This is a genomic window from Sphingomonas sp., from assembly GCF_029239295.1.
Lineage (GTDB): Bacteria > Pseudomonadota > Alphaproteobacteria > Sphingomonadales > Sphingomonadaceae > Sphingomonas.
The window spans coordinates 1-25,789 of the sequence record NZ_JAQZBC010000015.1; the positions used below are offsets into that span (position 1 = coordinate 1).

27 protein-coding genes and 1 tRNA gene are annotated in these 25,789 nt (G+C 62.6%); 18 read left to right on the plus strand and 10 right to left on the minus strand.

Annotation, left to right across the window (positions count from 1 at the left end):
* Window positions 1-62: 62 nt before the first annotated feature.
* Window positions 63-245 (minus strand): hypothetical protein, encoded by a 183-nt coding sequence (locus K0S66_RS13435; RefSeq protein WP_301075968.1) that lies wholly within the window; start codon window positions 243-245, stop codon window positions 63-65.
* Between the two features lie 276 nt (window positions 246-521).
* Here K0S66_RS13435 and K0S66_RS13440 point away from each other — a divergent pair, with 276 nt between their 5' ends.
* Window positions 522-737, plus strand: coding sequence for a hypothetical protein (locus K0S66_RS13440; protein ID WP_301075969.1), 216 nt, complete (start codon window positions 522-524; stop codon window positions 735-737).
* 238 nt (window positions 738-975) lie between these two features.
* Here K0S66_RS13440 and K0S66_RS13445 read toward each other — a convergent pair whose 3' ends face one another.
* Window positions 976-1,365 (minus strand): MerR family transcriptional regulator, encoded by a 390-nt coding sequence (locus K0S66_RS13445; RefSeq protein WP_301075970.1) that lies wholly within the window; start codon window positions 1,363-1,365, stop codon window positions 976-978.
* A gap of 80 nt (window positions 1,366-1,445) precedes the next feature.
* Here K0S66_RS13445 and K0S66_RS13450 point away from each other — a divergent pair, with 80 nt between their 5' ends.
* A complete protein-coding gene (locus tag K0S66_RS13450) occupies window positions 1,446-2,189 on the plus strand; it encodes a MauE/DoxX family redox-associated membrane protein (protein ID WP_301075971.1) in 744 nt (247 codons plus the stop codon).
* 200 nt (window positions 2,190-2,389) lie between these two features.
* Here K0S66_RS13450 and K0S66_RS13455 read toward each other — a convergent pair whose 3' ends face one another.
* Complete coding sequence (locus K0S66_RS13455) at window positions 2,390-2,557, minus strand: hypothetical protein (protein WP_301075972.1); 168 nt, start codon at window positions 2,555-2,557, stop codon at window positions 2,390-2,392.
* A gap of 12 nt (window positions 2,558-2,569) precedes the next feature.
* Here K0S66_RS13455 and K0S66_RS13460 point away from each other — a divergent pair, with 12 nt between their 5' ends.
* Together K0S66_RS13460 and K0S66_RS13465 are read left to right on the plus strand one after the other, a co-directional pair.
* Window positions 2,570-3,745, plus strand: coding sequence for a hypothetical protein (locus K0S66_RS13460; RefSeq protein ID WP_301075973.1), 1,176 nt, complete (start codon window positions 2,570-2,572; stop codon window positions 3,743-3,745).
* A gap of 146 nt (window positions 3,746-3,891) precedes the next feature.
* Window positions 3,892-4,749, plus strand: a complete 858-nt coding sequence (locus tag K0S66_RS13465) for an SDR family oxidoreductase (protein WP_301075974.1) — start codon at window positions 3,892-3,894, stop codon at window positions 4,747-4,749.
* A 119-nt stretch (window positions 4,750-4,868) separates the two neighbouring features.
* Here K0S66_RS13465 and rpsT read toward each other — a convergent pair whose 3' ends face one another.
* A complete protein-coding gene (gene rpsT, locus K0S66_RS13470) occupies window positions 4,869-5,132 on the minus strand; it encodes a 30S ribosomal protein S20 (RefSeq protein WP_046411219.1) in 264 nt (87 codons plus the stop codon).
* Window positions 5,133-5,226: 94 nt separating this feature from the next.
* Window positions 5,227-6,042: a bifunctional DNA-formamidopyrimidine glycosylase/DNA-(apurinic or apyrimidinic site) lyase gene (gene mutM / locus K0S66_RS13475; protein WP_301075975.1), complete on the minus strand. Its 816-nt coding sequence runs from the start codon at window positions 6,040-6,042 to the stop codon at window positions 5,227-5,229.
* 46 nt (window positions 6,043-6,088) lie between these two features.
* Here mutM and K0S66_RS13480 point away from each other — a divergent pair, with 46 nt between their 5' ends.
* Genes K0S66_RS13480 through K0S66_RS13510 form a run of 7 tightly spaced genes read left to right on the plus strand, consistent with a single transcriptional unit; the run spans window position 6,089 to window position 12,372 of the window.
* Complete coding sequence (locus K0S66_RS13480; protein WP_301075976.1) at window positions 6,089-6,820, plus strand: class I SAM-dependent methyltransferase; 732 nt, start codon at window positions 6,089-6,091, stop codon at window positions 6,818-6,820.
* Between the two features lie 38 nt (window positions 6,821-6,858).
* Window positions 6,859-8,406, plus strand: a complete 1,548-nt coding sequence (gene ubiB / locus K0S66_RS13485; protein ID WP_301075977.1) for a 2-polyprenylphenol 6-hydroxylase — start codon at window positions 6,859-6,861, stop codon at window positions 8,404-8,406.
* A gap of 1 nt (window position 8,407) precedes the next feature.
* Window positions 8,408-9,517: a hypothetical protein gene (locus tag K0S66_RS13490; RefSeq protein ID WP_301075978.1), complete on the plus strand. Its 1,110-nt coding sequence runs from the start codon at window positions 8,408-8,410 to the stop codon at window positions 9,515-9,517.
* A complete protein-coding gene (gene coaBC, locus K0S66_RS13495; protein ID WP_301075980.1) occupies window positions 9,514-10,746 on the plus strand; it encodes a bifunctional phosphopantothenoylcysteine decarboxylase/phosphopantothenate--cysteine ligase CoaBC in 1,233 nt (410 codons plus the stop codon). Before K0S66_RS13490 ends, coaBC begins: the two co-directional genes overlap by 4 nt.
* A gap of 32 nt (window positions 10,747-10,778) precedes the next feature.
* On the plus strand, window positions 10,779-11,180 hold the full coding sequence (gene dut, locus K0S66_RS13500; protein ID WP_301076059.1) for a dUTP diphosphatase: 402 nt from the start codon (window positions 10,779-10,781) through the stop codon (window positions 11,178-11,180).
* Window positions 11,177-11,611: a hypothetical protein gene (locus K0S66_RS13505; RefSeq protein ID WP_301075982.1), complete on the plus strand. Its 435-nt coding sequence runs from the start codon at window positions 11,177-11,179 to the stop codon at window positions 11,609-11,611. Before dut ends, K0S66_RS13505 begins: the two co-directional genes overlap by 4 nt.
* Window positions 11,602-12,372, plus strand: coding sequence for a HesA/MoeB/ThiF family protein (locus K0S66_RS13510; protein ID WP_301075983.1), 771 nt, complete (start codon window positions 11,602-11,604; stop codon window positions 12,370-12,372). Before K0S66_RS13505 ends, K0S66_RS13510 begins: the two co-directional genes overlap by 10 nt.
* Here K0S66_RS13510 and galU read toward each other — a convergent pair.
* The gene (gene galU, locus K0S66_RS13515) at window positions 12,361-13,233 is read right to left on the minus strand and encodes a UTP--glucose-1-phosphate uridylyltransferase GalU (protein ID WP_301075984.1); all 873 of its coding nucleotides are present in this window, start codon (window positions 13,231-13,233) and stop codon (window positions 12,361-12,363) included. The two genes, K0S66_RS13510 and galU, sit on opposite strands and share 12 nt — an antisense overlap.
* Before the next feature lie 117 nt (window positions 13,234-13,350).
* On the opposite strand from galU, the gene wecB reads away from it, so the two are divergent.
* From wecB to K0S66_RS13550, 7 genes are all read left to right on the plus strand, one after another.
* A complete protein-coding gene (gene wecB, locus K0S66_RS13520) occupies window positions 13,351-14,463 on the plus strand; it encodes a UDP-N-acetylglucosamine 2-epimerase (non-hydrolyzing) (protein ID WP_301075986.1) in 1,113 nt (370 codons plus the stop codon).
* Window positions 14,453-15,748, plus strand: a complete 1,296-nt coding sequence (gene wecC, locus K0S66_RS13525) for a UDP-N-acetyl-D-mannosamine dehydrogenase (protein WP_301075987.1) — start codon at window positions 14,453-14,455, stop codon at window positions 15,746-15,748. Before wecB ends, wecC begins: the two co-directional genes overlap by 11 nt.
* Window positions 15,749-15,817: 69 nt before the next feature.
* On the plus strand, window positions 15,818-16,618 hold the full coding sequence (locus K0S66_RS13530) for a metallophosphoesterase family protein (RefSeq protein ID WP_301075988.1): 801 nt from the start codon (window positions 15,818-15,820) through the stop codon (window positions 16,616-16,618).
* A 118-nt stretch (window positions 16,619-16,736) separates the two neighbouring features.
* Window positions 16,737-16,979 (plus strand): hypothetical protein, encoded by a 243-nt coding sequence (locus K0S66_RS13535; RefSeq protein ID WP_046411243.1) that lies wholly within the window; start codon window positions 16,737-16,739, stop codon window positions 16,977-16,979.
* Between the two features lie 163 nt (window positions 16,980-17,142).
* Window positions 17,143-19,215 (plus strand): catalase, encoded by a 2,073-nt coding sequence (locus K0S66_RS13540; RefSeq protein ID WP_301075990.1) that lies wholly within the window; start codon window positions 17,143-17,145, stop codon window positions 19,213-19,215.
* Between the two features lie 347 nt (window positions 19,216-19,562).
* On the plus strand, window positions 19,563-20,300 hold the full coding sequence (locus K0S66_RS13545; protein ID WP_301075991.1) for an SDR family oxidoreductase: 738 nt from the start codon (window positions 19,563-19,565) through the stop codon (window positions 20,298-20,300).
* Window positions 20,301-20,605: 305 nt separating this feature from the next.
* Window positions 20,606-21,556 (plus strand): class I SAM-dependent methyltransferase, encoded by a 951-nt coding sequence (locus tag K0S66_RS13550; protein ID WP_301076060.1) that lies wholly within the window; start codon window positions 20,606-20,608, stop codon window positions 21,554-21,556.
* Between the two features lie 319 nt (window positions 21,557-21,875).
* Here K0S66_RS13550 and K0S66_RS13555 read toward each other — a convergent pair.
* From K0S66_RS13555 to dnaK, 4 genes are all read right to left on the minus strand, one after another.
* Window positions 21,876-21,952, minus strand: a tRNA-Arg gene (locus tag K0S66_RS13555).
* Between the two features lie 277 nt (window positions 21,953-22,229).
* Window positions 22,230-22,601 carry a hypothetical protein gene (locus K0S66_RS13560; protein WP_301075992.1) on the minus strand — a complete coding sequence of 124 codons (372 nt, stop codon included), beginning with the start codon at window positions 22,599-22,601 and terminating at the stop codon, window positions 22,230-22,232.
* Window positions 22,602-22,637: 36 nt separating this feature from the next.
* Window positions 22,638-23,756, minus strand: coding sequence for a molecular chaperone DnaJ (dnaJ, locus tag K0S66_RS13565; protein ID WP_301075994.1), 1,119 nt, complete (start codon window positions 23,754-23,756; stop codon window positions 22,638-22,640).
* Between the two features lie 69 nt (window positions 23,757-23,825).
* A complete protein-coding gene (gene dnaK, locus K0S66_RS13570; protein ID WP_301075996.1) occupies window positions 23,826-25,733 on the minus strand; it encodes a molecular chaperone DnaK in 1,908 nt (635 codons plus the stop codon).
* Between the last annotated feature and the right edge of the window lie 56 nt (window positions 25,734-25,789).

Consider the following 25,789-nt stretch of genomic DNA (forward strand, 5'->3'; position numbering starts at 1 on the left):
TGGCGCAGACCACTGCGAAGATCATCGAGCGCGGTCTGCGTCCATCGGGGTCCGGTCGCCATTTAGCGGGCCGGCATCGACGAGGGCGGCGCTTCACGATCGCGAGAAGCCTTCGAATAAGCGTCGTACCGCTCGGCCAGCTCGGCATTCGCCAGCGCATCGAAAACGTCACGGGACTTGGCGGCAGCAGCGCGGCAGGCCTTCGCCCGCTCGGCAAAATAGTCCGCCTCTGATTGCGCAGCCATTGATCGAGCTCCTCAAAGCGGGAGCATTCAGCTCTCGGTCGCACCATGCTGTTTATAGGCGTGCGATAGACCCAATATCGTGATCTGCCGTTCTTTTTACCAGTCCCTCGAAAATGCGGCGCGACAATGTTGCCGGATCCGCACCCGGCAGACGTCTTTTATGCCGCAAGGCTATCTATTCCGCCCATTCACGCCCATATAGCATCTACCGTGTCGCCGATCTGAGCATCGGCACGGCTGAGAGACGATGCGCTCCCGCTTTACCGAGGAGCTGCCATGTCCCGTGCCATGAACGTCAACGCCACTGAAGCCGAAGTCGCTCAGATCTGCCTCAAGAAGGGAGCGATCATCAGCGCGATCGAGGATCTCGCTTCTGGCGGCACTCGCGTTGTTTTCACGAGCGGTGACGCTGCAACAGCGATGCGAAAGGTGTTCGGTCGCAAGCTGATCCCTGGCCCCGTTATTCGCACACCGTTCCAACGCTCCAGATAACCCCTCGCTCGAGCCAAGTGGTGATCACACCACAGGGTCGGGCGTCATCTTTGGCCTCTCCTCCGGCAACGGCGACGATGCTGGCAGGAAGCCCCGTCTTACTTGCGCGCGCTGCTTCCTCCTCGTCTCCCCCAGGGGATCCACTCAGGTACCTTGCTGAGCACGCAAATGCAGAGGCGCAGAATTAGCCGCTTCCAGAGGCGAGGCGCCTCAGCACCGGTACATCCGTCGCCCCTCCCTACCCCGCGAACGCTTTCAGGATCGGGCAAGGTCCGGCGCTGCCCGACGCGCAATCGCGCTCCAATTCGCTCAGCCAGTTTCGCGCCGTCTGCAGGTCCGCGATACGACGATCCAATTCCGCGATCCGTTGCCCCGCCAGCGCCCGCGCGCGCGCGCGATCGTGCGATGCGTCCAGCGCCAGCAACTCGCCGATCTGCTCCAGCGAAAATCCCGCCCCCTGCGCCGCACGGATGAAGCGCAGCCGCCGAACATCATCGCCATCATAGCGCCGTACGCCATTGACCGGCCGCCCAGGCTCGCTCAGCAGCCCCCGACGCTGATAGTAGCGGATCGTCTCCACGCCGACCCCCCCTTCGCGCGCCAGCCCGGAAATCGTCATCGTCGGCATACTTGACTCCGTACCATGGTACGGCGGCTATATCGGCCTCCGAGCTGCACCGGGCAAGGATCGGTGCACAAGGAGCTTTGATGACCATGCGGCGCGAAAAGACAGCCGTTCTCTACCGGATGATCCTTCCCGATCATCTGTGCCCCTCCGGCCTCAAGTCGAAATGGCGGCTGGAAAGCCATGGCTATGCCGTGGAGGATCACCCGCTGCGCACCCGTGCAGAGGTGGACGCCTTCAAGGCGGCGCACGGCGTTCAGACGACGCCGCAGACCTTCATTGACGGCCGGCGCATCGGCGGTAACGATGATCTGACACGCTTCCTGGGCAAGCGCGTGCCGGCGCCCGGCGATACGAGCTACCGACCAGTCATCGCCGTATTTGCCATGACGGCGCTGATGGCGCTCGCGGTCAGCACCGCGTCTTTCGGCACGCCTTTCACCGAACGGGCAGCGATGTGGTTCGTCAGCCTGTCGATGTGCGTGCTCGCGCTGTTGAAGCTGCAGGACGTGGAACGGTTTTGCACCATGTTCCTGTCGTACGATCTGCTCGCGCGACGCTGGGTGCCCTACGCCTATCTGTATCCGTTCGGCGAAGCGCTCGCTGGTGTGTTGATGACGGCGGGCGTGCTCCACTGGATTTCCATCCCGGTCGCCCTGCTGATCGGCGGCGTGGGTGCCGTGTCGGTCTTCAAGGCGGTCTATATCGATCGGCGCACGCTGAAATGTGCCTGCGTCGGCGGGTCGAGCAACGTCCCGCTCGGCTTTGTTTCTCTTACCGAAAACCTGTTCATGCTGGGAATGGCGATCTGGATGCTTGTACGATGAAGACTGTGATCACCCTCGTCGCCGGCGCCGTGATGGCCATGCCGGCGCTCGCTCAGGCGCAGACCACCCCTCTTCCGGCGTCTACGGATGGTCACACCCATCACGATGCAGGCACGGCCCCGCAAAGTGCGGCGCCCACCTCTGCCGCGCCAGCCTCGCCCACGTCGACACCGACGCCGGCTTCCCAGGATGGTGAGCATTCAGATCACCTGCACCAAGGTCACGCGCAGGTCGATCCCGCCGCCGCTCAGGGCGGCGCACATGACCTGCACGAGCAACACGCCCAGGACCGCCAGCACAACGCGCCGGCGCCAATGGATCACGCCCCGGCACACGGCGCCGCCGCCATGAACCACGGGTCGGACCATCAAATGCCCGCCATGCTGGGGCCCTATGGCATGAGCCGCGAGGCGTCGGGCACGGCGTGGCAGCCGGATAGTTCGCCGGTGCTCGCGACCATGTTCCACGCCGGCGACTGGATGGGGATGGCCCAGGGTAATGCGACTCTGGTCCATTCCGATCAGGGCGGCCCCCGCGGCGATCAGCAGAATTTCGTCGAATCGATGGCGATGGTCATGGCCAATCGCCCGATCGGCGACCATGGCCGGCTCGGGCTGCGCGGCATGCTGTCGCTCGATCCCCTGATGGGGCGGCGCGGCTATCCGCTGCTGTTCGCCGTCGGTGAGACCGCAGACGGCGTGAACAAGTTGGTCGATCGCCAGCATCCGCACGATCTGTTCATGGAACTGGCGGTCAGCTATTCGCACGATCTGGGCGATGGCCGCGCCGCATTCCTCTACGCGGGACTTCCTGGCGAGCCGGCACTCGGCCCCCCCACCTTCATGCACCGCTTATCCGGCCTCGATAATCCGGAAGCGCCGCTTGGCCACCATTGGTTTGATTCGACCCACATCACATGGGGTGTCATGACCGCCGGCTTCTCGACCCGCACCTGGAAGATCGAGGCCAGCGCCTTCAAGGGGCGGGAGCCCGATGAGAAGCGATGGGACATCGAAACGCCTCGCCTCGATAGCTGGTCGGTCCGCGCTTTCTGGAATCCAACTGCCAATCTTTCGCTTCAAGCCTCGACCGGCTTCCTGAAGTCGCCCGAGCAACTGCATCCTGATGAGAATGAACAGCGCACGACCGCCTCGGCGACGTGGAACAAGCCACTCGGGCCGGGTGCGAACTGGGCCACGACGGTGGCGTGGAGCCGCAAGGATCTGCAGCCTGGCCCGGTGCTCAACGCGTGGCTCGCGGAAAGCCTGATTCGCTGGAACGATCGCCACACCGTCTACGCCCGCGCCGAACGCAACGATCAGGGGGAGCTCTTCAGGGAGGATAATCCGCTCCACCACGACATCTTCACCGTGAACAAGGTCAGCCTTGGCTATCAGCTTGAAGTACCGGTCACGCGCGACGTGCGCTTGGCCTTTGGTGGCCTGGCCAGCGCCTATGCCTATCCCCGCGCGCTGAAGCCCTTCTACGGTGACGATGGGCTGAAGAGCTTCATGGTCTACACCAGGGTCAATTTCGGCAATCGCTCGCTTCGCTAGGAAGGCGACAGGGCAACAGGGTCGCTGCGGGTATGACCACCGCCCGCAGCGACCGATGAATTGATCTGTGTTTATCGCGTACGGCGAGTGCGGAACGCGTGCCGTCGCCGGGACTTGTTGAGGGCATCCCCATGATGAGGAATGCCATGTCTCGCCGCCCTGAACCGCCCTATCCCGAACAACAGCAGCCGATGCCCGGTCAAACCGCCGAGATGGACCCGCGCCCCGATCATGGGGAGGACAGCTACGTCGGTCATGGACGGCTGCTCGATCGCCGCGCGCTGATCACCGGCGCTGACAGCGGCATCGGCCGCGCCGTGGCACTCGCTTTCGCGCGAGAGGGCGCCGATGTGGCGATCAGCTATCTCGACGAGCATGAAGATGCCGAGGAAACGAAGTGGTTGGTGGAGGATGCCGGCCGCCGCGCGATCCTGCTTCCAGGCGACATCAGCGACCCCGCCCATGCCCGCGCGATCGTCGATCAGACGGCGAGCGCGTTCGGCCGAATCGACATCCTCGTCAACAATGCGGCCCACCAGGCAACCTTCTCACGTCTGGAGGACATTTCGGACGAGGAGTGGCAGGTAACGTTCGCCACGAACATCCACTCGATGTTCTATCTGGCGAAGGCCGCGCTCGCGCACATGCAGCCGGGCAGTTCGATCATCAACACCAGCTCGATCAACGCCGAGGATCCGAGCGAGCAGCTGCTGGCCTATGCGACAACGAAGGGCGCGATCTACAATTTCACCGCCGGCCTCGGAAAGATGCTGGCCGATCGGAAGATCCGGGTAAACGCCGTGGCGCCCGGGCCGATCTGGACGCCGTTGATCCCATCCACGATGCCGGTGGAAAAGGTGAAGAACTTCGGCAGCGACACGCCGATCGGCCGCGCCGGTCAGCCGGCGGAGGTTGCCCCACCCTACGTCTGGCTCGCCAGTGACGAGGCCAGCTACATCACCGGTGCGACCATACCGGTCACCGGTGGGCGCGCGTTTCTCTAGGCTGCTCCTACCGTCGCCAACACGCGAATGGCGCACGCACGGCAAAAGGCCGGGTGGCACCAAAGCCACCCGGCCTTTTCGCTATCCTCAGCCCTCCCGTGACGGGAAGGCTGCCCGGATCAGGCGAGCGCCGACAGACGCTTGGTCAGGCGCGAGAACTTGCGGCTGGCAGTGTTGCGGTGAAGAACACCGCGCGCGACGCCGCGCTGCAGTTCCGGCTGCACTGCGGCGAGAGCCGCCGACGCTGCCGTCTTGTCACCCGCTGCGAGCGCTGCCTCGACCTTCTTCACGAAGGTGCGGATGCGGCTCACGCGCGCACCATTGATTTCGGCCCGGCGCTGGTTGCGGCGGATGCGCTTCTTCGCTTGCGGCGTGTTCGCCATTTACAGTCCTCGAAATAACGGTCGATGAAAAAAGGGCGGCGGGAACACCCATCGCCCTAGAAGGCGCTCCCCTTACCGATCTCGCCCTGGCTGGTCAACTACGCTGACAGGTCGGACACCAGAAGGTGGAGCGTCCACCCTCTGCATAGCGCTGCACCGTTCCGCCGCACGCACAGGGTTGCCCTTCCCTTCCATACACCGCGAATTGCTTGGAAAAATAGCCCAGTTCGCCGTCGGGCCGTGCGTAATCGCGCAACGACGATCCCCCCGCCTCGATCGCGGACAGCAGCACGGCGCGAATCGCGTCGACCAGCCGCTCGAGTCGCGCCAGCGAGATTCGGCCTGCCGCCCGCTTGGGTGAGATGCGCGCCATGTAGAGCGCCTCGCATACATAGATGTTGCCGAGACCCGCGACGATGCGCTGGTCGAGCAGCATCAGCTTGATCGATGCGCGCCGGCCATGAAGTGCCTGCTTGAGGCCGATAGCGGTCAGTTCGGGGCCAAGCGGCTCCGGTCCCAGGCGGACAAACGCCGGAAACGACTCGATCATTGAGCTTGGCCAAAGGTCAACCGAGCCAAATCGACGCGGATCGTTCAGCGCAACCCGACGGCCCTCGTCGGTATCGATCACCAGATGATCGTGGGTCAGCAACTCCTGCGGATCGACTCGCCATCGCCCGGACATGCCCAGGTGAAAGATCATCGTCTGCTCGCGATCGGTGTTGATCAGCCCGTATTTCGCCCGTCGCCCAAGGCTGGTGATCGTCGCGCCTGTCATCACTTGCCGCAGGTCCGGCGGAAACGGACGGCGCAAATCACCGCGGCGCAGTTCGATCGAGGCCACCCTTTCGCCCTCCAGTACGGGGCGCAGGCCTCTCACAGTGGTTTCGACTTCGGGTAATTCCGGCACCCACGCCCCCTAGCCCGCTGCGCTGCACCGGGCTAGAGCCGCGGCCATGAGCGAAACCGTCTCCTTCGGCTACGAGGAAATCCCCGCCACGGAGAAGACTGCCCGCGTTGGCGGCGTCTTCACCAACGTCGCCAGCCGCTACGATCTGATGAACGATGCGATGTCGGGCGGCATGCACCGTTTGTGGAAGGATCGCTTCGTGCGTCGCGTGAAGCCGCGCGCCGGCGAGCAGATCCTCGACATGGCCGGCGGCACTGGAGACATCGCCTTCCGCCTTGAGAAGTCGGGCGCTTCGATCACCGTCGCGGACATCAATCCCGCGATGCTTGAGGTCGGCGTGAAGCGCGCGCAGGAGCGCGGGATCGACGGCCTGGTCTGGACCGAGGCGAACGCTGAGTCGCTCACCTTTCCCGACCGTTTCTTCGATGCCTATACGATTGCGTTCGGCATCCGGAACGTGACTGACATACCCGCTGCCCTGCGTGAGGCGCATCGTGTCCTCCGCCGTGGCGGGCGCTTCTTCTGCCTTGAATTCTCCACGACCACCTGGCCGGGTTTCAAGGAGGTGTACGACACCTATTCGCACAAGATGGTACCCCGACTGGGTCAGCTGCTGGCGCAGGACGCGGATAGCTATCGCTACCTTATCGAATCGATCCGCCGCTTCCCGGACATGCCGACGTTCGAAGGCATGATCCGAGATGCCGGCTTCACCCAGACGAAGGTGGAACCGCTCCTTGGGGGTTTGGTCGCCATCCACAGCGGCTGGAAGATATGATCCCTGCCCGTCCCCTCTCCCCGACGCGGGAGAGGTAAGTGACCAGTCCGATCGTCCATAGCTGGCGCCTGCTGAAATGGGGCCGCACGCTCGCGCGCCACGGCGCGCTGCGTGGCTTGGAGCAGGACCCCAACACGCCGCCCCGGGTCCGGCGGATGCTGCGCATCGCGCGCTTTGGGGCGCGTGTCCCCGCTCAGCCCGGCTACGCCGACGCGTTTGAGGCAATTGGACCAGCGGCAATCAAGCTTGGCCAGACGTTGGCAACTCGCCCTGATATCGTCGGCGACGAAGCAGCGCTCGACCTGCTGCGCCTGCAGGATGCACTGCCCCCGCTGCCGTTCAGCGTCATTCGCCCGCAGATTGAGAAGAGCCTCGGGCGTCCGCTGGAGGCCCTGTTCGCCAGCTTCGACGAGACACCCGTAGGCGCAGCATCGATCGCGCAGGTACACCGCGCGGTTACGATCGATGGTCGGGCGGTGGCAGTGAAGGTCCAACGTCCGGGCGTAGAGGCGGACTTCGCCGAAGCGATTGACACCTATGAGTGGGCTGCTGCTCAGCTCGAGGCCGCCGACCGTAACGGCGGCGGAGAGATAACCCGGCTTCAACCCCGGCTCGTCATCGCGACGTTCAAGCGCTGGACCGCGCGCGAACTCGACTTCCGGCGCGAAGCCGCTTCTGCCAGCGAATTGGCTGAAGGCATGGTGTCGGAGCCGAACTTCCAAGTGCCGGCGATCGACTGGGCGCGCACTTCGGGCAAGGTGCTGACTCTCGAATGGATCGAAGGCATCAAGCTGTCGAACCGCGAGGCCTTGCGCGCCGCCGGCTATGACCTGCCCCTGCTCGCGCAAACGCTGATCCACGCCTTTTTGCGGCAGGCGATTGCCGAAGGCTTCTTTCACGCAGATCTTCATCAGGGCAATCTGTTCGCGCTGCCCGGTAATCGAATTGCCGCGGTTGATTTCGGCATCATGGGCCGGATCGATCGCCGGGCGCGCATCTGGCTGGCCGAAATTCTCTACGGGCTGATCACTGGCAACTACCGCCGCGTTGCCGAAATCCATTTTGAAGCCGGCTACGTCCCACCGCACCACGACGTCGCCGAGTTCGCGACCGCCCTTCGCGCTGTCGGTGAGCCGATGCGCGGTTTGCCGGTCAAGGAAATGTCGATCGGGATGATGCTCGACGGGCTGTTCTCGATCACTCGCGATTTCGACATGGTCACTCAGCCGCACCTCCTGCTTCTGCAGAAGACGATGGTGATGGTCGAGGGAGTCGCGACCGCGCTCGATCCCGACATCAACCTGTGGGAAACCGCGGGCCCGCTGGTCGAGGAGTGGATCCGCACTGAATTGGGTCCGGAGGCCGCCATCGCGGACCGGATCGTCGCTGATGTGAAGACGCTGTACCGCCTCCCGGAACTGGTCCGCCGCATCGAAGCACGCTTCCCCGCGCCCGGCGGCGCCCCCCCCGCACCGCCGCTCCGGGAGATCGAAGTCATTCGGATCGGCGGCGGCTGGCGCTATTTCGCGGTCGGGCTCGCCAGCGCGGCGGCAGGGATAGCCGCAACCTGGGCGATGATCGGCTGACATGCGTACGGCGGTCGGCCGCCCTCTCCTGATCTCCATGCCATCCCGCGTCGCCGGGCTGGCGCGACCGCGCGCGCGCCTGTTCCTGGCACTGCTCGCCCTGCTGATGCTCGCGTCGCTGACTGCGCTTTCGAACCCGTCATTGCAGTCCGCTGCGACACCAAACGATGATCCGGCGAGCACGATCGCTTACGGTGCAACGGTTGAGGCGTTGCGCCACGGCGCAAATTATTATTCCGCCACGGTCGACGCGCTGCGCGCCAGCGACCAGCCGGTCCGCCCCTGGCTCGCCGTGCGCCTTCCCACCCTGTCTGTGGTGCAGGCCAGCCTCAGTCCGGTGACCGCCGCGCTCCTGCTTTATGCGCTTGCTCTCGTGACGCTCGCATCATGGTGGAAATGTCTCGGCAGCATTCTTCCCCGTCCCATCCCCCGACTGGTAGCCGTCGTGTTCGCGGCGGGCGGCATGTGGTCCGCGCTTCTCGGGCAGCACGTTATCGATCACGAGCTTTGGGCGGGACTGTTGATTTCCTTGTCGCTAGCAACGCGTGCTCCCGATCGATCTACCGCATCTGTGGCACTTGGCCTTTCGGCGATGCTGCTCCACGAGGGCGCCGCACTGTTCGTCATCATCATGGCCGTCTGCGCGTTATCGGAAGGTTTTCGGCGCGAGGCGGCTTGCTGGGGCATTGCCGCAGCGGTGTTCGGCATCACTCTCTGGTTCCATGCCGGCGCAGTCGCCGCGATTACCGGCCCGCTTGATCAACCATGGTCGGGTTGGCCTGGGATCCTCGGCTTCGGCTTTGCCGTCCGCTCTTTGGTGGGCACAACAATCCTGTCAGCCCTTCCCTTGTCACTGGGCGCACTGGCGATCGGCCTCGCACTCGCTGGCTGGGCATCCTGGCGCGACCCGCTCGCCTTCCGGGCGCTCGCAACGCTGATCGGATATCTTCTCTTTCTGTCGTTGCTCGCGCCGGTCGATGCGTCTGGCTGGGCCTATTTGATTGCGCCTATTTCGATGATCGGGCTAATCTTTGTTCCCGATGCGCTGCGCGATCTGGTGCGTGCTGCGCTCGACAGACGCCGCATCACCGTGACAAGAACAGCCCCATGAGCCGCATTCTCCTGATCGTTGGCGGCGGGATCGCCGCATACAAGGCGTGCGAAATCGTCCGCTTGTTGCGCAAGGCGGGGCATGGCGTTCGCTGTGTTCTTACCGAGGGCGGCAGCCATTTCGTCACTCCTATGACGCTGGCTGCCCTGTCGGAACAGGAAGTGCACACCACGCTGTGGGATCTCAAGGATGAGGCCGAGATGGGCCATATCCAACTCAGCCGACAAGCGGATCTGGTGCTGATCGCCCCCGCGACCGCTGATCTCCTCGCGCGCATGGCAGCCGGTCTCGCGAACGATCTGGCCACCACGCTCCTGCTGGCCACCGACAAGCCGGTACTCGCGGCGCCAGCAATGAACGTACGTATGTGGCAGCATCCTGCCACGCAGCGCAATGTTGCGCAGCTACAGGCGGATGGCGTCGCGATCATGGCTCCTGATGAAGGGGCAATGGCATGCGGAGAATACGGCCCAGGTCGTCTGCCGGAGCCCGCAGCCATCGTCGCCGAGGTCGAGCGCCAGCTACGTTCGCCTCCCTCGCTGACGTCCGGCGCCAGCCTGATGTCGCCGGACGCAGCAAGGTTGGCGGGCAAACATATCCTGGTCACCGCCGGGCCGACCCACGAACCGATCGATCCGGTGCGCTACATCGCCAATCGCTCCTCCGGGAAGCAGGGCTTTGCTATAGCGGGCGCGCTGGCTGCGCTCGGCGCCCGCGTGACGCTTGTCGCCGGGCCGGTATCGCTGCTGACCCCGCCCGGTGTCGACCGCGTTGATGTGGAGACAGCGCGAGAGATGGCCGCGGCCGTCGATGCTGCACTGCCGGCGGACGCCGCGGTGCTCGTTGCAGCGGTCGCCGATTGGCGCGCGGCGGGGACAGCCGATCAGAAAATCAAGAAAAATGGGCCAGGCAGCCTCCCTGACATCCGTCTCGTGGAAAATCCCGATATCCTCGCCGGGCTCGGCCATGGCTCACAACGGCCCAGGCTCCTGATCGGGTTTGCCGCCGAAACCGAGAATGTCGTGCCCCACGCTCAGACGAAACTGGTCCGAAAAGCCGCCGACTGGATTGTCGCGAATGACGTCTCCGGTGACGTGATGGGCGGCGATGCCAACACGATCCACCTCGTGTCGAAAGACGCTGTGGAGACCTGGGAACATATGCCGAAGCAGGCCGTGGCAGATCGTCTCGCGGCGCGAATTGCTGATGCGCTGGAGAATATGTCGTGATCGCGATCCGCCTTCGCCGTTTACCTCACGGGATGGACCTGCCGCTTCCCAGCTATGCCACCGCAGGCGCTGCCGGAATGGACGTCGTCGCGGCTGAAGATGTGACGCTTGCCGCTGGAGCGCGTCACGCGGTGGCTACTGGCTTCGCGATCGCCATCCCCGACGGGTTCGAGGTTCAGGTGCGGCCCCGGTCCGGTCTGGCCCTGAAGCACGGCATCACCTGTCTCAACACACCAGGCACGATCGACTCGGACTATCGGGGCGAGGTGAAGGTGATCCTGGCCAACCTCGGCGACGCTGCGTTCGACGTGAAGCGTGGCGACCGTATCGCTCAGCTCGTGCCTGCGCCCGTCACCAGAGCATCGCTGGTGGAAAGCGACATGCTTGATGACACTGATCGGGGTGACGGCGGCTTCGGGTCGACGGGTCGGTGAACGTCATCGCGGTTGCGCTGGCGCACATCGCCCAGGTGGCAACTTTCGCCCCGGCGGAACGCGAGCATATCCCCCAGGTCGCTGCACCCGCCGCACCGGAGATGTCGCCGACGGCCGTCCCTGGCGACTTGGCCGCGCTGCCCGAACTGAAGTTTCGGCGGCGGCGTATGATGCCGCGCGCGCTTTCCTCCTTTGTGCGGGACGAAGTGGCAGCCAAACGATGCGAAGCCGCTGACAACCGCCTCCGGGTCAATTTGGCCGTGCTCGTTGCCGCAGACGGTCAATTGCGCCGTATCCATCCCCAGGCGATCGGCTGCCCCACGGTTGAACAATATGCGTCCGGCGTGATGTTGAGCATGGCGCGGGCGAACCTCTCACCGGTGGGTGAGACCCGATGGTTTCGTACATCGCTGGTGTTTGAATGGCAGTAACGCTGGGCGAGGACGAACGCGCACGCTACGCTCGCCAGATCATCCTGCGGGAAATCGGGGGCGCTGGTCAGAAGCGTTTGAAGGCCGCGAGCGTGGTCGTGATCGGCGCTGGCGGTATTGGCTCCCCCGCAATCGCCTATCTTGCGGGTGCAGGGGTCGGCAGGATCTCCATCATCGACGACGATCGCGTTGATCTGTCGAACCTTCAAAGGCAAATCCTTTTCGGCACACCCGACCTAGGAAAGTTGAAGGCCGATAAGGCTGCGGAAGCGGCCGAACATCGCAATCCGTTCGTCACCGCTGCGGCCATTTCGCGCCGACTGACTCCAGAAAACGCCCGAGAAGTGCTGGCTCGCGCCGACGTGATTCTTGATGGCTGCGACAATTTCGCGACGCGCCTAATCGTCGCCGACACCGCGCTTCAGCTGCGCATTCCGCTTGTCTCGGCCGCAGTCGGGCAGTTCGAGGGGCAATTGGGTGTATACCGCGGTTGGGAGCCAAACCTGCCCTGCTACCGCTGCCTCGTCGGGAGCGCACCAGACCAAGATGAGGGCACCTGTTCGGAACAGGGCGTTCTCGGTCCGGTGACGGGCGTTTTGGGCAGCCTGGCCGCGCTAGAGGTGATCCGCGCGATTGTCCGTTTTGGCACCGACCCAGCAGGCAAGCTGACGCTGATCGACCTGCTGGAATTTCGTTTCCGCACGATCCGTGTGCCGAAGGATCTGGCCTGCCCGGCATGCGGATCTGCGTCAGGCGACTAGGTCGATCGCAAACGCCCGGATGTCAGCCCCGATATCCTCGCGTTCAAGCGCAAGGGCCAGATTGGCTTTGATATAGCCGGCCTTGCCACCGCAATCGAACCTTCGTCCGGAGAACGTGTAGCCGTGGAACGGCTGTTTTCCTATCAACTGCGCCATGGCGTCGGTCAGCTGGATCTCGCCCCCTGCGCCTCTCACCGGATTGTCGAGGATCTTCATCACCTCGGGCTGCAGAATATAGCGGCCGGGCGTCATGAGGTTCGACTTTGCCGTACCGGGCTTCGGCTTTTCGGTGACTTCCAGAACCTCGGTCAGTGGTCCGTCCACTGCGCCGGGCGTAATGATCCCATATTGGTGTGTCTCCTCGGGCGCGACCTCGAGAGCGCCGATCAGGTTGCCGCCCACTCGCTCATAGGCCTTGACCATCTGCGACAGAAAGCCGGGCGTACCGACCATCAGCTCGTCAGGTAGGAGAACGGCAAACGGCTCGTCGCCCACGATCTCCCGCGCGCACCACACCGCGTGCCCCAAACCAAGAGGCTCCTGCTGCCGTACGTATACGGGTGAGCCAGGCTTCTGACGGATGTTCTCGATCAACTCGAGGCTCCTCCCCCGCGATTGCATGGTCATCTCAAGTTCGAACGACACGTCGAAATGATCCTCGAGCGCGCCTTTCCCGCGGCCAGTCACGAAGATGATTTGCTCAATCCCCGCCTCGCGCGCTTCCTCGACGGCATATTGAATCAGCGGCTTGTCCACGACTGTCAGCATCTCCTTGGGCATTGCCTTAGTCGCAGGGAGAAAGCGGGTGCCAAGCCCGGCCACCGGAAACACGGCCTTTCGCACTGGCTTGATTGAGGACATCGTTGACTTCTCCCGATAGCTGCGCGCGACCTTAACGAGCCGGCCGCCGGCAGCAAAGACGCTGACGCAGTTCCGGATTTAGTCCGCTCTTAATCAGCCATGTGATAATCCGCATGCATGAAGACCTTGGTAATTTTCGGGACACGACCCGAAGCCATCAAATTATTCCCTGTGGTGCGCGCCCTAGCGGCTACGCCCGGGATGGAAGTGCGAACCTGCGTCACGGCCCAACATCGCGGGCTGCTTGATCAGGTTTTGGCGATTGCCGAACTGTCACCAGACATTGACCTCGACCTTATGGAGCCGGGCCAGACCCTGGACCGGCTGACAACCCGGCTCCTGACCGGGATCGGCGAGGTGCTCGACCGTGAGCGACCGGACCGGGTCGTGGTGCAAGGCGACACCGCAACTGCAATGACGGGTGCCCTGGCCGCTTATTACCGCCAGATACCCGTCGCTCATGTCGAAGCGGGGCTACGTTCCGGCAACATCTATCATCCTTGGCCGGAAGAGGTGAACCGCCGCATCATTGCGCCCATTGCTGACCTGCATTTTGCGCCAACCCCGACGGCGGCCGAGGCTCTGGCACGTGAAAACGTCCGATCGGGCGTGCACGTCACCGGAAACACCGTAATTGATGCTCTGCACTGGACCCGACAGCGCATCGAGCATGATCCCGCCCTAGCCTCAGGATTGGATCAGACGCTGAACCGCTTTGGCGATAAGCGTATCGTGCTTGTGACCACGCACCGGCGAGAGAATTTCGGTGACGGTATGGCCGCGATTGCCCGTGCGATCGCGCGTATTGCACAACGTCCCGACGTAGCGGTCTTGTTTCCAATGCACCCAAACCCGAACGTCGGCTCTGTAATGGACGGAGCGCTTGGCGCCCACGAGAACGTGGTCCGGATTGAACCGCTCGACTATCCGCACTTCATCCGCGCGCTGAATGCCTGCACGCTCGCGCTGACCGATTCTGGCGGTGTCCAGGAAGAGGCGCCCGCGCTCGGTAAGCCAGTGCTCGTGATGCGCGACACCACGGAACGCCCAGAAGGCGTTGAGGCCGGTACCGCACGGCTGGTCGGCACCGCGGAAGAGCGCATCGTTTCCGAAGTCTTCACCCTTCTTGATGACAAGCCCGCCTATGCCGCCATGGCCCGCGCCCACAACCCGTTCGGCGACGGTCGTGCTAGTCAACGGATTGCGGAGATAATCGACAATGCTGTCTGATAGCGAGCTCAAGGTCGCAGTTCTCGGGCTGGGGTACATCGGTTTGCCCACTGCGGCTGTCATCGCCCGTACTGGTGCCAAGGTGCTCGGCATCGACGTTCATCAGAACGTTGTCGATACGGTCAACTCGGGCAAGGTCCATATCGAAGAAGTCGACCTGGACGGGCTCGTCTCTGGCGTAGTTGGGCGCGGTTATCTCCGTGCCTCGACCACGCTGGAACCGGCGGACGTGTTCGTCATTGCGGTGCCCACACCTTTCACCGAAGATCGAACGCCTGACATCAGCTTCGTGCTGAAGGCGGCGCGCGCTCTCGCTGCCGTCCTTAAGTCCGGCGATACGGTGATCCTTGAGTCTACCTCTCCCGTCGGCACCACAGAGCAGGTGCGCGATCTGCTGGCAGAGCTACGCCCAGACCTCCGGGCGCCCGGGCTCAGCGAAGGCTCTGATTATGCGATCGCCTATTGCCCCGAGCGGGTACTGCCCGGCCGTATTCTCGTCGAACTAATCGACAATGACCGGGTCATCGGCGGCATCACGCCACGGTGTGCCCGCAAGGCTCTGACCTTCTATCGCCGGTTCGTTCGCGGTGCCTGCATCACCACCAACGCACGTGCCGCTGAGATGACAAAACTGACCGAGAACGCCTTTCGTGACGTCAACATCGCCTTCGCCAACGAGTTGAGCCTGGTTGCCGACACGATGGGCGTTGACGTGTGGGAGGTCATTCGGCTCGCCAACCGTCACCCGCGCGTCAACATACTTCAGCCAGGCCCTGGCGTCGGCGGACATTGCATCGCAGTCGATCCATGGTTTCTCGTCGCCGCCGATCCTGACAACACACCATTGATCCGCACCGCCCGGCAAGTGAATGATGGAAAGACCGATCACGTCATCGCTGCCGCTGCGGCGATGATCGCCGCGCATCCAGACGCACCGGTTGCGTGCCTTGGCCTAGCCTTCAAGGCGAATATTGATGATTTCCGAGAGAGTCCCGCGTTGAAGGTCGCGGTCGCGCTCGCAAAGCAGTTCCCGGATCAGGTGCGCATCGTCGAACCATATGCTCGAACATTGCCGGAGGCGTTCGCTGGGACGGGCGCTCGCCTTGTCGATGTCGACCTGGCGATCGAAACCTGTCAGATGATGATCGTCCTCGTCGATCATGACGTCTTCCGCTCAATCCCTCTTGAGGAGCGCGCCGACAAACAGGTCTTGGATACACGGGGCATCTGGCCGGACCAGCCTGCATTCCGGTTGGCGGCACGACCTCTCCAGCTGGCGAGTTGATGACGCTTGTTGCAGGTGCGATGCGGCTAAGGTAAGGGGCGCCTACTTCCGCACATCGATGTATCGCTTATGCTTTCGCGCCTCCTTTCGCGTCGTCGTCCCGCTCCTGTCCTCGCGCAGCTTCCCGCCGGTCGCCGCCTGTACGCGATTGGCGACGTTCACGGCCGACTCGATCTTCTGGATCAGCTGTTGGCGCGCATTGACGAGGATGATGGCTCGCGTGGCGCGGCTCAGACTGGAATCATCCTGCTAGGCGATCTGATCGATCGCGGACCTGACTCTGCTGGCGTAGTGGAGAGAGTGCGCCAGATGTGCGCCAGCCGGAACGACATTCGTTGCCTATGTGGCAACCACGAGGAGATCCTTCTCGGGGCGTACGACGGCGACTCAGACCTGGTTCGTCTCTTCTTACGCGCCGGCGGATACGAGGCTCTGCTTAGCTATGGCATGGACGCCGCAGCCATCGACCATGCTAGTATCGCCGAGTTGGTGGAGATGATGGAGCGGAACATTCCCGGGGAGCAGATCGCCTTCCTTCGGTCCCTTGAGGATTATGTCGTGGAGGGCGACTATCTGTTCGTGCACGCCGGTATCCGACCTGGCTTACCGCTTGAGCAGCAGACGTCACGCGACCTACGCTGGATTCGGCAACCCTTCCTCGACCATGGTGGCTCCCATGGAAAGTTCGTGATTCACGGCCACACCATCAGCGAGCAGGTTGACGAACGCGCAAACCGGATCGGGATAGACACGGGCGCCTATCGCACTGGTCGTCTCACCGCATTGGGAATCGAGGGTGAGCAGCGGTGGATCATTGATACTGTAGATCATCATGCAAACACCAAGGAAATCCCATCCGTTTTACGGTAGAGTGTTGCAAAAAGGCCCTGATTTGCTGGTAGATCGAAGTGGCCCGATCAAGATAGCCGATTGCGCTGCACTGCAAACTCTGTCAGATGGACGCGACGGACAAAAAAGGGAGTTCGTGATGAAGGTTCGTGGTTATCTCGCGGCTGTTGCCGCTGCTTCGCTGGCTGCAGCACCCGCTGTTGCGGCGCCGACCTCGGCATCCAGCCTGTCGGTCGCTAAGGCTGCTCGCGCCAGCACCTCCACCGCCAAGGCCGACAAGGCTGCTGGCGGCGGCGTGATCGTTGCCGTTCTCGCTGCTGCTGCAGTGATCGCGGGCATCGTGATCATCGCTGACTCGGACGACGATTCCGACAGCAACTGAGTTTTTACTCAGGATGAAAGAAATAGCGGCCCTCGGGCCGCTATTTTTTTGTTTGCCGTCGGACTCCTGCTCGTACCGGCCTTTATGATATGAACGCCGCGCGCCGTTTCGCTCCGCCGTTCGTTGACGCCTTGATCCAGTTTATCATGGCAAGGAAACGGCGATGGGCGACAACAAGACAGGCCAGGGTGCCGGCGGGGAGACGCACCAGCAGGCGATAGGTGATGGGCCAGTTCTCACCACCAATCACGGCCTTCCCGTCAGCGACAACCAGAACAGCCTGAAGTCAGGCGCGCGCGGTCCAACGCTCCTTGAAGATTTCGTCCTTCGCGAAAAGATCTTCCACTTTGATCACGAGCGCATCCCAGAGCGGATCGTCCACGCGCGGGGTTCAGGAGCGCACGGCTTCTTCGAGGCTACCGACGATGTCAGCGATCTCAGCAAGGCGGCGGTGTTCAAAAAGGGCGAGAAGACCGAGGTCTTCGTCCGATTTTCAACAGTTGCCGGCGGTGCGGGATCGGTTGACACGCCCCGCGACGTGCGTGGCTTCGCCGTAAAATTCTATACCAAGGAGGGCAATTGGGACCTCGTCGGTAATAACATCCCGGTCTTCTTCATCCAGGATGCGGTCAAATTTCCTGACCTCGTCCACGCCGTGAAGATGGAGGCTGATCGAGCCTATCCGCAGGCTGGCAGCGCTCACGATACCTTCTGGGACTGGGCGTCGCTCATGCCCGAGTCGACCCACATGCTGATGTGGGCCATGTCAGACCGGACGCTCCCCCGCTCCTTCCGCATGATGGAAGGCTTTGGCGTGCACACGTTCAAGCTCATCAACGCCGACGGCCACGCCAGCTTCGTCAAATTCCACTGGAAGCCTCGCTTGGGCATTCAGTCGACGATCTGGGACGAGGCATTGAAGCTGCAGGCAGCCGACAATGACTATCAGCGCCGCGACCTTTGGGAAGCGATCGACACAGGAGCGTTCCCTCAATGGGATCTCGGCATCCAGGTGTTTGATCAGGCCTTCGCAGAAGCCCAGCCCTATGACGTTCTGGATGCAACAAAGCTGATCCCGGAAGAGGATATCCCAGTACGGATCGTCGGCACGCTGACGCTGAACCGCAATCCCGACAACTTCTTCGCTGAAACCGAGCAGGTAGCGTTCCTGCCGACCAACATCGTCCCCGGCATCGATTTTTCTAACGATCCACTGCTGCAAGGCCGGTTGTTCAGCTATCTCGACACCCAGAACTCGCGCCTCGGCACGACGAATTTCCACCAGATCCCGATCAACGCCCCGCGCTGCCCATTTGGCAATTTCCAGCGGGACGGAAAGATGCAGACTCAGGTGCCCAAGGGCCGCGCCAATTATGAGCCTAACAGCCTCGCAGAGCATGGCGAGGAAGGAGGTCCGCGGGAGTCACCTGAGCGCGGCTTCAAGACGGTCAACGCCGTGACCGGCAGTGATGAACATGGCGAAAAACTGCGGGTCCGCTCAGAGCTGTTCGCCGACCATTATAGTCAGGCGCGATTATTCTATCGTTCGCAAACGCTAGCCGAGCAGGCGCACATCGCATCATCCTTCGTGTTTGAGCTGTCGAAGGTCGGCTTGCTGGATCAGGTGCCGCCACGAATGGTCGCCAATCTCCGCAACGTTGACGAGGACTTGGCCAGGCGCGTTGCCGATGGGTTGGGGATCGATCTTCCGGAGAAGGCGGGCGCCGCGCGAGATCCCATCGATCTATCGCCCTCTGACGCGTTGTCGATCCACAAGAATATGAAGGCGACGCTGGAAGGCAGATCGGTCGGCATTCTCTTCACCGATGGTAGCGACGCGGAAACTCTCGATGCGGTGATCGAAGCGATTGACGCGGAGGGAGGCAAGGCTGTGCTGGTAGCGCCGAAGGTCGGCGGTGCCACCTTGTCTGATGGCACAAGAAGGAAGGCCGATGGCCAACTTGCCGGAACACCCTCGCAGTTGTTCGATGCGGTGGTAGTGGTGCTTTCAAACGACGGGTGTTCGGCCATGTTGAAGGAAGCGGCAGCGGTTCAGTTCGTGATGGATGCGTTCGGGCACCTCAAGGCGATTGGCGCCAGTCCGGAGGCGCAACCGCTGCTCGACAAGGCAGGCGTGCAAAAGGATGCAGGCGTGACCAGTAGCGACAGCTCGTTCATCTCCGCCGCCAAGCAGCGCTTCTATGATCGTGAGCCGTCTGTCCGCTTGCTTGCGTAGGGCCACGACGACGCTCGCTAACAGCGAGCGTCGTCAAACGTGGCGAAATCACCTTCAGACGGCGAAGCGGGAGTGAGGCGCGCAAGCGCTCCCATGCTGTGCGCTCTTCGCCGCACGAGCACGTGATGCGGCCCGCACGCGATGAAGGTCTCTCCCGCAACCAACTGCGCGCGCGAGCGAAGCGCGGTTTGGTTGGAAAGCCGAGCGGGGACGCACCTGCTACATAACGTCCGCTCGCGCCCGAAGTCGCCCAACCAAGGATATAGCTAGAAGGGAGCGTCGCGGCACAGCTATTTGGCTGGCGACAGCAGCGCCGGCATCACCCACGCGCGGGATCAGGAGAAATCGTGCTTCAATTAAGCGGCAAAATTGCACTGGTGACCGGTGCGAGCGGAGGCTTGGGCACCGAGATCGCCCGCGGGCTTGCCTCCGCCGGCGCTCATGTCATCGTTCAGGGGCGCAACATCCAACGGCTCAACGCCCTTGCGCGCGCGATCACCGATGCAGGCGGATCCGCGGAGGTCATCGTCGCCGACCTCTGCGAAGAAGGCGCCGCCATGGCGCTCGCTCCCCCGGGTAAGCCCGTCGACATTCTCATCAACAACGCCGGCGAGCGCGACAGGCGCCCGCTCATCAGCATTGATCGCCGTGCGGTCAGGGAACTGCTGGAAACTAATCTCGTCGCGCCGTTCGATCTAGCGCGCGTCATCAGCGCGCGGATGCCGCCGGGTGGGCGTATCATCAACATCAGCTCTATTGCCGGTCAGATCGCCCGCTCCGGTGACGCGGCGTACACCATGTCGAAGGGGGGCCTTGAGGCGCTGACACGTGCGCTAGCGGCTGAACTGGGCGAACGGCAGATCACCGTCAACGCTGTGGCGCCCGGCTTCTTCGCCACTGCGGCCAATGCAACAATGGTAGCTGATCCCGCCGTCGCGGAACATCTCGCTCGCCGCACATCCCTCGGACGCTGGGGCCGACCTGAAGAAATCGTGGGCGCGATCATCTTCTTCGCGTCCCCTGCCGCGTCCTATGTCACCGGACAGGTTCTCGCAGTCGACGGAGGCTATCTCGCGCACTTCTAAGCAGCGACGCAGTCACGAGTACGAGGCAGCTACAACAACGATTAAACCGCACCCCGAGTGGTGTACTCCGCGGCTCGTACCGGATGATGCCGTGAAGGTGCGATGTGCGGTGCTAAAGTCGCCCATGTGCGCTGCCTGAAGACCCAATACTGGCAGGCCACCGACGATCCGTATCGGTTGAGGTTCCTCGCCCAGCAACTCCGTCTTCATTTAGTTTCGTGTGAGAAGCGGAAGAGCGTTGGGTAACTAAGCCGCATTCGCGGCCAGCCCTGATCGCTTCTGCCGGAGATGTTGGAGGGCGATTGGTGCCGCAGTTCTCACACAAGATCGCCGACTTGGGCGCCACAGCGTTTGGCGGGATGGCGGCCCCGGCGTTGCGGTTCCTGGGAAAGCATTACAACAAAATGAGCCACTTCCGCGCTCTCCAGGATAGAGCCGGATTTCAGATACGGACTACGCACTACTATCAGCCCACTTATTGCGAACAGGATCTTCCGAAAGATACACACAAGCCCAGGTTTCTGCCGGGTTTCGACATGAATGAAGAAGCGCAGCTAGAGCTGCTTCGTTCATTCCGCTTCGCCGAGGAGTTGCGGTCACTCCCTGACAAAAAGCCAAGCGAGGATGCCTTCGGGTACGACAACGGCATGTACTCATATGGTGATGCCGAGATCCTCTACAGCATGATTCGCCTGAAAAAGCCGTCTCGAGTCATCGAAGTCGGCTCAGGCCAATCCACTCTGATGGCTCGCGCCGCGATTGCCGCGAACCTGCGCGAGAACAGCGACTATTCTTGCGCTCACACCTGTATAGAGCCTTATGAGGCGCCTTGGCTCGAAAATACCGGCGTGATTGTTGTCCGCGAAAGGGTAGAAGATCTTGATCTAAGCTTCTTCTCGGCGCTCGGGCCGAACGATATCCTGTTCATCGACAGCTCGCACGTGATCCGACCCTGGGGGGATGTTCTGAGGGAATTCCACCAGATCGTGCCAACCGATAAGAGCGGCGTCATCGTCCATGTCCACGACATCTTCACGCCGTTCGATTACCCGGACAAGTGGCTGCGCGAAGATCGCAGGCTTTGGAACGAGCAATACCTCCTAGAGTCGTTCCTGTGCTATAATTCAGAGTTCAAGTTAATCTGCGCCAACAATTGGTTGAAGCAGGAACGGTTCGATGACTTCAATGCGGCCTGTCCGATGACGGCGGCACATCCTCAAGTTCGGCCAGGCGGGTTCTGGTTTCAACGGCGCTGAAGCGGCTCGAAGCTTATGCTCTCAGCCTCCGCATGCTTCGGGCGAGATGTATAATCTAGAATGCGCGGCTTCCTTTGGACCCGCAAATTAGCAGCAGCAGCGGCATCTCTCGTAGCGGTACAGCATTCCATGAGCACCGGTGAGAGGCTGCACAGCCAGGCCGATCACAGGAGCGTCCCGTGCGCAGGGCTGCAGCTCAGTGCGGCAGGCGCAGATAGTCGCGGAATCCACATCAGCGGGCTCAAGCGTGGTTTTCCAGAGGTGCTTCCGCAGGGCCTCGCTATAACCACGCCCACACTTCTCTATCTTGTTAGATAAATGGCGCACCCGGTAGGATTCGAACCTACGGCCTACGGCTTCGGAAGCCGCCACTCTATCCAGCTGAGCTACGGGTGCGTGCGGCCCCCTATGGAGCCCCCACCGCGCTTGGTCAACGTGAAAGAGCCGGCTCGCGCCCCCCCAAAAAGCGCGGAGCGCTCCAAAGCCCTGTTCCGGTGCGAACTCAAAAAAGCCGATCACCTGCTGCCCGTTTTGACAGCGATGAGCAATTCTTGAAGGGACCGGCTGCCAAATGTCTCGCAGGGCAGCGCTCCGTCCAGCTGAGCCACCGGCGCCAAGAGAGATGTGCCGAGCAGGGCGGATAGACGCCGCCAGCAATCTCGGGTCGCCGCTGCTACTTCGCCAGCGTGACCGGCTGGAACGGCGCAAGCCCGCAACTCGCCCCGGGGGTCACAGTGGTTCCCACCAGCACAGTGATGATGTCCTGCTGGCATAACTGGCTAAGCGATGTCGCGTAGCTGAAACGACGTTCGAAGCCGAGTTGCGGGCAGCGCCGGTCGAGCGTCACCCGATAATAGCGCCCGCCTGTCATGCGGAAATCGATCACTCGGTCGTTGCGAACCAAAGTCTCGCGGATGTTGCGGAGGGGAATGCAACTTTGCGGCTTTCCCGCAGGCGTGGCAGCCGGGGCGGCGTTAAGATCGCGGGCCGCACCCGGGGCAGCGACAACCGCCAATGCCACGGCGGCCGGGAACAGGATACGCATGGTCCTTCTCCTCTACATTCCCCGCCCCCGGTCGGCTCAATCTCCGGCGAAGGCACTCTTCAGACGAGCGAAGAAGCCTTGGCTCTCGGGGCATTCGTCGCCTGTCTCCGTTTCCCGGAACTCTTCCAAAAGAGCCCGCTGACGGGTGCTGAGCCGCGTCGGCGTCTCCACGTCGATCTGCACCACCAGATCGCCGAAGCCGCGCCCCTGTAGAACCGGCATCCCTGCGCCGCGCTGGCGCAGTTGCTTGCCCGACTGAATGCCGGCCGGGATCCGCAGCTCGTGGTTCCGCCCATCCAGCCCCGGGATGGTCAGCGATCCGCCAAGCGCGGCCGTGGTGAAGCTGATCGGCGCTCGCGCGAACAAAGTGGTGCCTTCGCGTTCGAACAGATTGTGCCGCTTCAGGTGAAGGAAGATGTAGAGATCGCCGGCCGGCGCGCCGCGTGCACCCGCCTCGCCTTCTCCGGTCATCCGAACCCGGGTGCCCTCGTCGACACCGGGCGGGATTTCCACGCTAAGCGACTTGGTGCGCTCCACCCGCCCATCACCGCGACAGTCGGGGCACGGATCATCGATTACCTGGCCAGATCCGTTGCAGACCGGGCACGCACGCTCGACCACGAAGAAGCCCTGCTGTGCGCGCACCTTCCCGTGCCCGGCGCAAGTATTGCAGGTATGCGGATGGCTGCCCGCCCGCGCGCCCGATCCATGGCATGTGTCGCAAGAGGCGGACACGTCGACGGTAATCTCCGCCGACTTACCATGATACGCCTCCTCGAGCGTGATCTCCATATCATAGCGCAGGTCCGCGCCACGGCGCACCTGCTGCCGCCCGCCTCCGCGCCCGCCCATGAACTCGCCAAAGACGCTTTCGAAAATGTCGGAGAAGCCGGAGAAGTCCTGCGACTGGCCGCCCGCGCCACCGCCGTTGCGGAATGCCGCATGGCCGAAGCGGTCATAGGCGGCGCGCTTCTGCGGATCCTTGAGGCAATCATAAGCCTCACTGACCGCCTTGAACTTGGCCTCGGAATCCTTGCACCCGGCGTTCTTGTCCGGATGATACTTCATCGCAAGCTTGCGGTACGCCGACTTGATGGCGCCGGCATCGGCCGAGCGATCGACCTCAAGCAACTCGTAAAAATCGACTTCAGTCATTCAGCGCCCCCGCGCGGCGACACGCCGAGCCGCCACTCACCCGTGTGAATGGCGGCTCGATCACGTCGTTTACGCCTTGTGGTTGTCGTCGACTTCCGAGAATTCGGCGTCGACCACATCATCTTCCTTCGGCGCCGCATCGGCGTCGGCATTCGGCGAAGCTTCAGCCTGCTGCTGCTTCTCGTAGATTGCCTGGCCAAGCTTCATCGCAACCTGAGCCAGCGCCTGGCTCTTCTCGTTCATCTGCTCGACGTCGCCACCCTCGACCGCTGCCTTAGCGGCATCGATCGCGGACTGGATCTCGCCCTTCAGCGCCTCGTCGACCTTGTCGCCATTGTCGGCGAGTTGGCGTTCGGTGGTGTGGATCAGGCTCTCGGCGTTGTTCTTCGCTTCGGCGCTGGCCTTGCGCTTCTTGTCTTCCTCGGCGAACTGCTCGGCTTCCTGCACCATCTTCTCGATGTCGCCGTCCGACAGACCACCAGATGCCTGGATGCGGATCTGCTGCTCCTTGCCGGTGCCCTTGTCCTTGGCGGAGACGTTGACGATGCCGTTGGCGTCGATGTCGAACGTCACCTCGATCTGCGGCACGCCACGCGGTGCCGGCGGAATGCCCACGAGATCGAACTGCCCGAGCATCTTGTTGTCGGCCGCCATCTCGCGCTCGCCCTGGAAGACGCGGATCGTCACCGCCTGCTGATTGTCATCGGCAGTCGAATAGGTCTGCGACTTCTTGGTCGGGATCGTGGTGTTGCGATCGATCATGCGAGTGAACACGCCGCCGAGCGTCTCGATGCCGAGCGAAAGCGGGGTCACGTCGAGCAGCAGAACGTCCTTCACGTCGCCCTGCAACACGCCGGCCTGAATTGCCGCACCCATCGCAACCACTTCATCCGGGTTCACGCCGGTGTGCGGCTCCTTGCCGAAGAAGTTCTTCACCGCCTCACGCACCTTGGGCATGCGGGTCATACCGCCGACCAGCACCACTTCCGAGATGTCGCCCGCCTTCAGCCCAGCGTCGGCGAGTGCCTTCTTCATCGGCTCGATCGTGCGCTGGATCAGGCTGTCGACCAGACGCTCCAGATCGGCGCGGGTGATCGTCTTGACAAGGTGCTTCGGCCCGTTCTGGTCCGCCGTGATGAACGGCAGGTTCACTTCGGTGGAGGCAGCAGAGGACAGCTCGATCTTGGCCTTTTCAGCAGCTTCCTTCAGCCGCTGCAGCGCCAGCTTGTCCTTGGTGAGGTCGATGCCCTCATCCTTCTTGAAGCTCTCCGCCAGGAAATCGACCAGCTTGTTGTCGAAGTCCTCGCCACCGAGGAAGGTGTCGCCGTTGGTCGACTTAACTTCGAACACGCCGTCGCCGATCTCCAGGATCGAGACGTCGAACGTGCCGCCGCCAAGGTCATAGACCGCGATCGTCTTGCCGTCCTGCTTCTCCAAACCATAAGCCAGCGCAGCCGCAGTCGGCTCGTTGATGATGCGCAGCACTTCGAGGCCCGCGATCTGGCCGGCGTCCTTGGTCGCCTGGCGCTGCGCGTCGTTGAAGTACGCCGGCACCGTGATCACGGCCTGCGTGACGGTCTCCCCGAGATAGCTCTCGGCGGTTTCCTTCATCTTCTGCAGGGTGAAGGCGCTGATCTGCGACGGCGAATAATCCTTGCCACCGGCCTGCACCCAAGCGTCGCCGTTGGCGCCCTTCACAATGTGATAGGGAACCAGCTCGGTGTCCTTCTTCGTCACCGGATCGTCGAAACGGCGGCCGATCAGGCGCTTCACCGCGAAGATCGTGTTGTCACCATTGGTGACGGCTTGGCGCTTCGCTGGCTGCCCCACCAGTCGCTCGCCATCCTTGGCGAAGGCGACGATCGACGGCGTCGTGCGCGCGCCTTCCGCATTTTCGATCACCTTGGGCTTCCCGCCCTCCATCACTGCCACGCAGCTGTTGGTGGTGCCGAGATCGATACCGATAACTTTTGCCATGAGTGCTCTTCCAGCCCCTGCTCGAACAAAAAACCAAAAAGATGTGCTGCCACGCC

What these genes read in the sequence shown, in the direction of transcription:
- K0S66_RS13460 (WP_301075973.1), top strand. Translation starts at nt 2,570, where the DNA reads ATGCTGGGGCCCTATGGCATGAGCCGCGAGGCGTCGGGCACGGCGTGG.
- K0S66_RS13480 (WP_301075976.1), top strand. Translation starts at nt 6,089, where the DNA reads ATGAGCGAAACCGTCTCCTTCGGCTACGAGGAAATCCCCGCCACGGAG.
- wecB (WP_301075986.1), top strand. Translation starts at nt 13,351, where the DNA reads ATGAAGACCTTGGTAATTTTCGGGACACGACCCGAAGCCATCAAATTA.
- K0S66_RS13450 (WP_301075971.1), top strand. Translation starts at nt 1,446, where the DNA reads ATGACCATGCGGCGCGAAAAGACAGCCGTTCTCTACCGGATGATCCTT.
- K0S66_RS13445 (WP_301075970.1), bottom strand. Translation starts at nt 1,365, where the DNA reads ATGCCGACGATGACGATTTCCGGGCTGGCGCGCGAAGGGGGGGTCGGC.
- K0S66_RS13490 (WP_301075978.1), top strand. Translation starts at nt 8,408, where the DNA reads ATGCGTACGGCGGTCGGCCGCCCTCTCCTGATCTCCATGCCATCCCGC.
- dnaJ (WP_301075994.1), bottom strand. Translation starts at nt 23,756, where the DNA reads ATGACTGAAGTCGATTTTTACGAGTTGCTTGAGGTCGATCGCTCGGCC.
- wecC (WP_301075987.1), top strand. Translation starts at nt 14,453, where the DNA reads ATGCTGTCTGATAGCGAGCTCAAGGTCGCAGTTCTCGGGCTGGGGTAC.
- dnaK (WP_301075996.1), bottom strand. Translation starts at nt 25,733, where the DNA reads ATGGCAAAAGTTATCGGTATCGATCTCGGCACCACCAACAGCTGCGTG.
- K0S66_RS13510 (WP_301075983.1), top strand. Translation starts at nt 11,602, where the DNA reads ATGGCAGTAACGCTGGGCGAGGACGAACGCGCACGCTACGCTCGCCAG.
- K0S66_RS13540 (WP_301075990.1), top strand. Translation starts at nt 17,143, where the DNA reads ATGGGCGACAACAAGACAGGCCAGGGTGCCGGCGGGGAGACGCACCAG.
- K0S66_RS13535 (WP_046411243.1), top strand. Translation starts at nt 16,737, where the DNA reads ATGAAGGTTCGTGGTTATCTCGCGGCTGTTGCCGCTGCTTCGCTGGCT.
- K0S66_RS13530 (WP_301075988.1), top strand. Translation starts at nt 15,818, where the DNA reads ATGCTTTCGCGCCTCCTTTCGCGTCGTCGTCCCGCTCCTGTCCTCGCG.
- galU (WP_301075984.1), bottom strand. Translation starts at nt 13,233, where the DNA reads ATGTCCTCAATCAAGCCAGTGCGAAAGGCCGTGTTTCCGGTGGCCGGG.
- rpsT (WP_046411219.1), bottom strand. Translation starts at nt 5,132, where the DNA reads ATGGCGAACACGCCGCAAGCGAAGAAGCGCATCCGCCGCAACCAGCGC.
- K0S66_RS13465 (WP_301075974.1), top strand. Translation starts at nt 3,892, where the DNA reads ATGTCTCGCCGCCCTGAACCGCCCTATCCCGAACAACAGCAGCCGATG.
- K0S66_RS13455 (WP_301075972.1), bottom strand. Translation starts at nt 2,557, where the DNA reads ATGGTCCGACCCGTGGTTCATGGCGGCGGCGCCGTGTGCCGGGGCGTG.
- K0S66_RS13435 (WP_301075968.1), bottom strand. Translation starts at nt 245, where the DNA reads ATGGCTGCGCAATCAGAGGCGGACTATTTTGCCGAGCGGGCGAAGGCC.
- dut (WP_301076059.1), top strand. Translation starts at nt 10,779, where the DNA reads ATGGACCTGCCGCTTCCCAGCTATGCCACCGCAGGCGCTGCCGGAATG.
- K0S66_RS13440 (WP_301075969.1), top strand. Translation starts at nt 522, where the DNA reads ATGTCCCGTGCCATGAACGTCAACGCCACTGAAGCCGAAGTCGCTCAG.
- coaBC (WP_301075980.1), top strand. Translation starts at nt 9,514, where the DNA reads ATGAGCCGCATTCTCCTGATCGTTGGCGGCGGGATCGCCGCATACAAG.
- K0S66_RS13560 (WP_301075992.1), bottom strand. Translation starts at nt 22,601, where the DNA reads ATGCGTATCCTGTTCCCGGCCGCCGTGGCATTGGCGGTTGTCGCTGCC.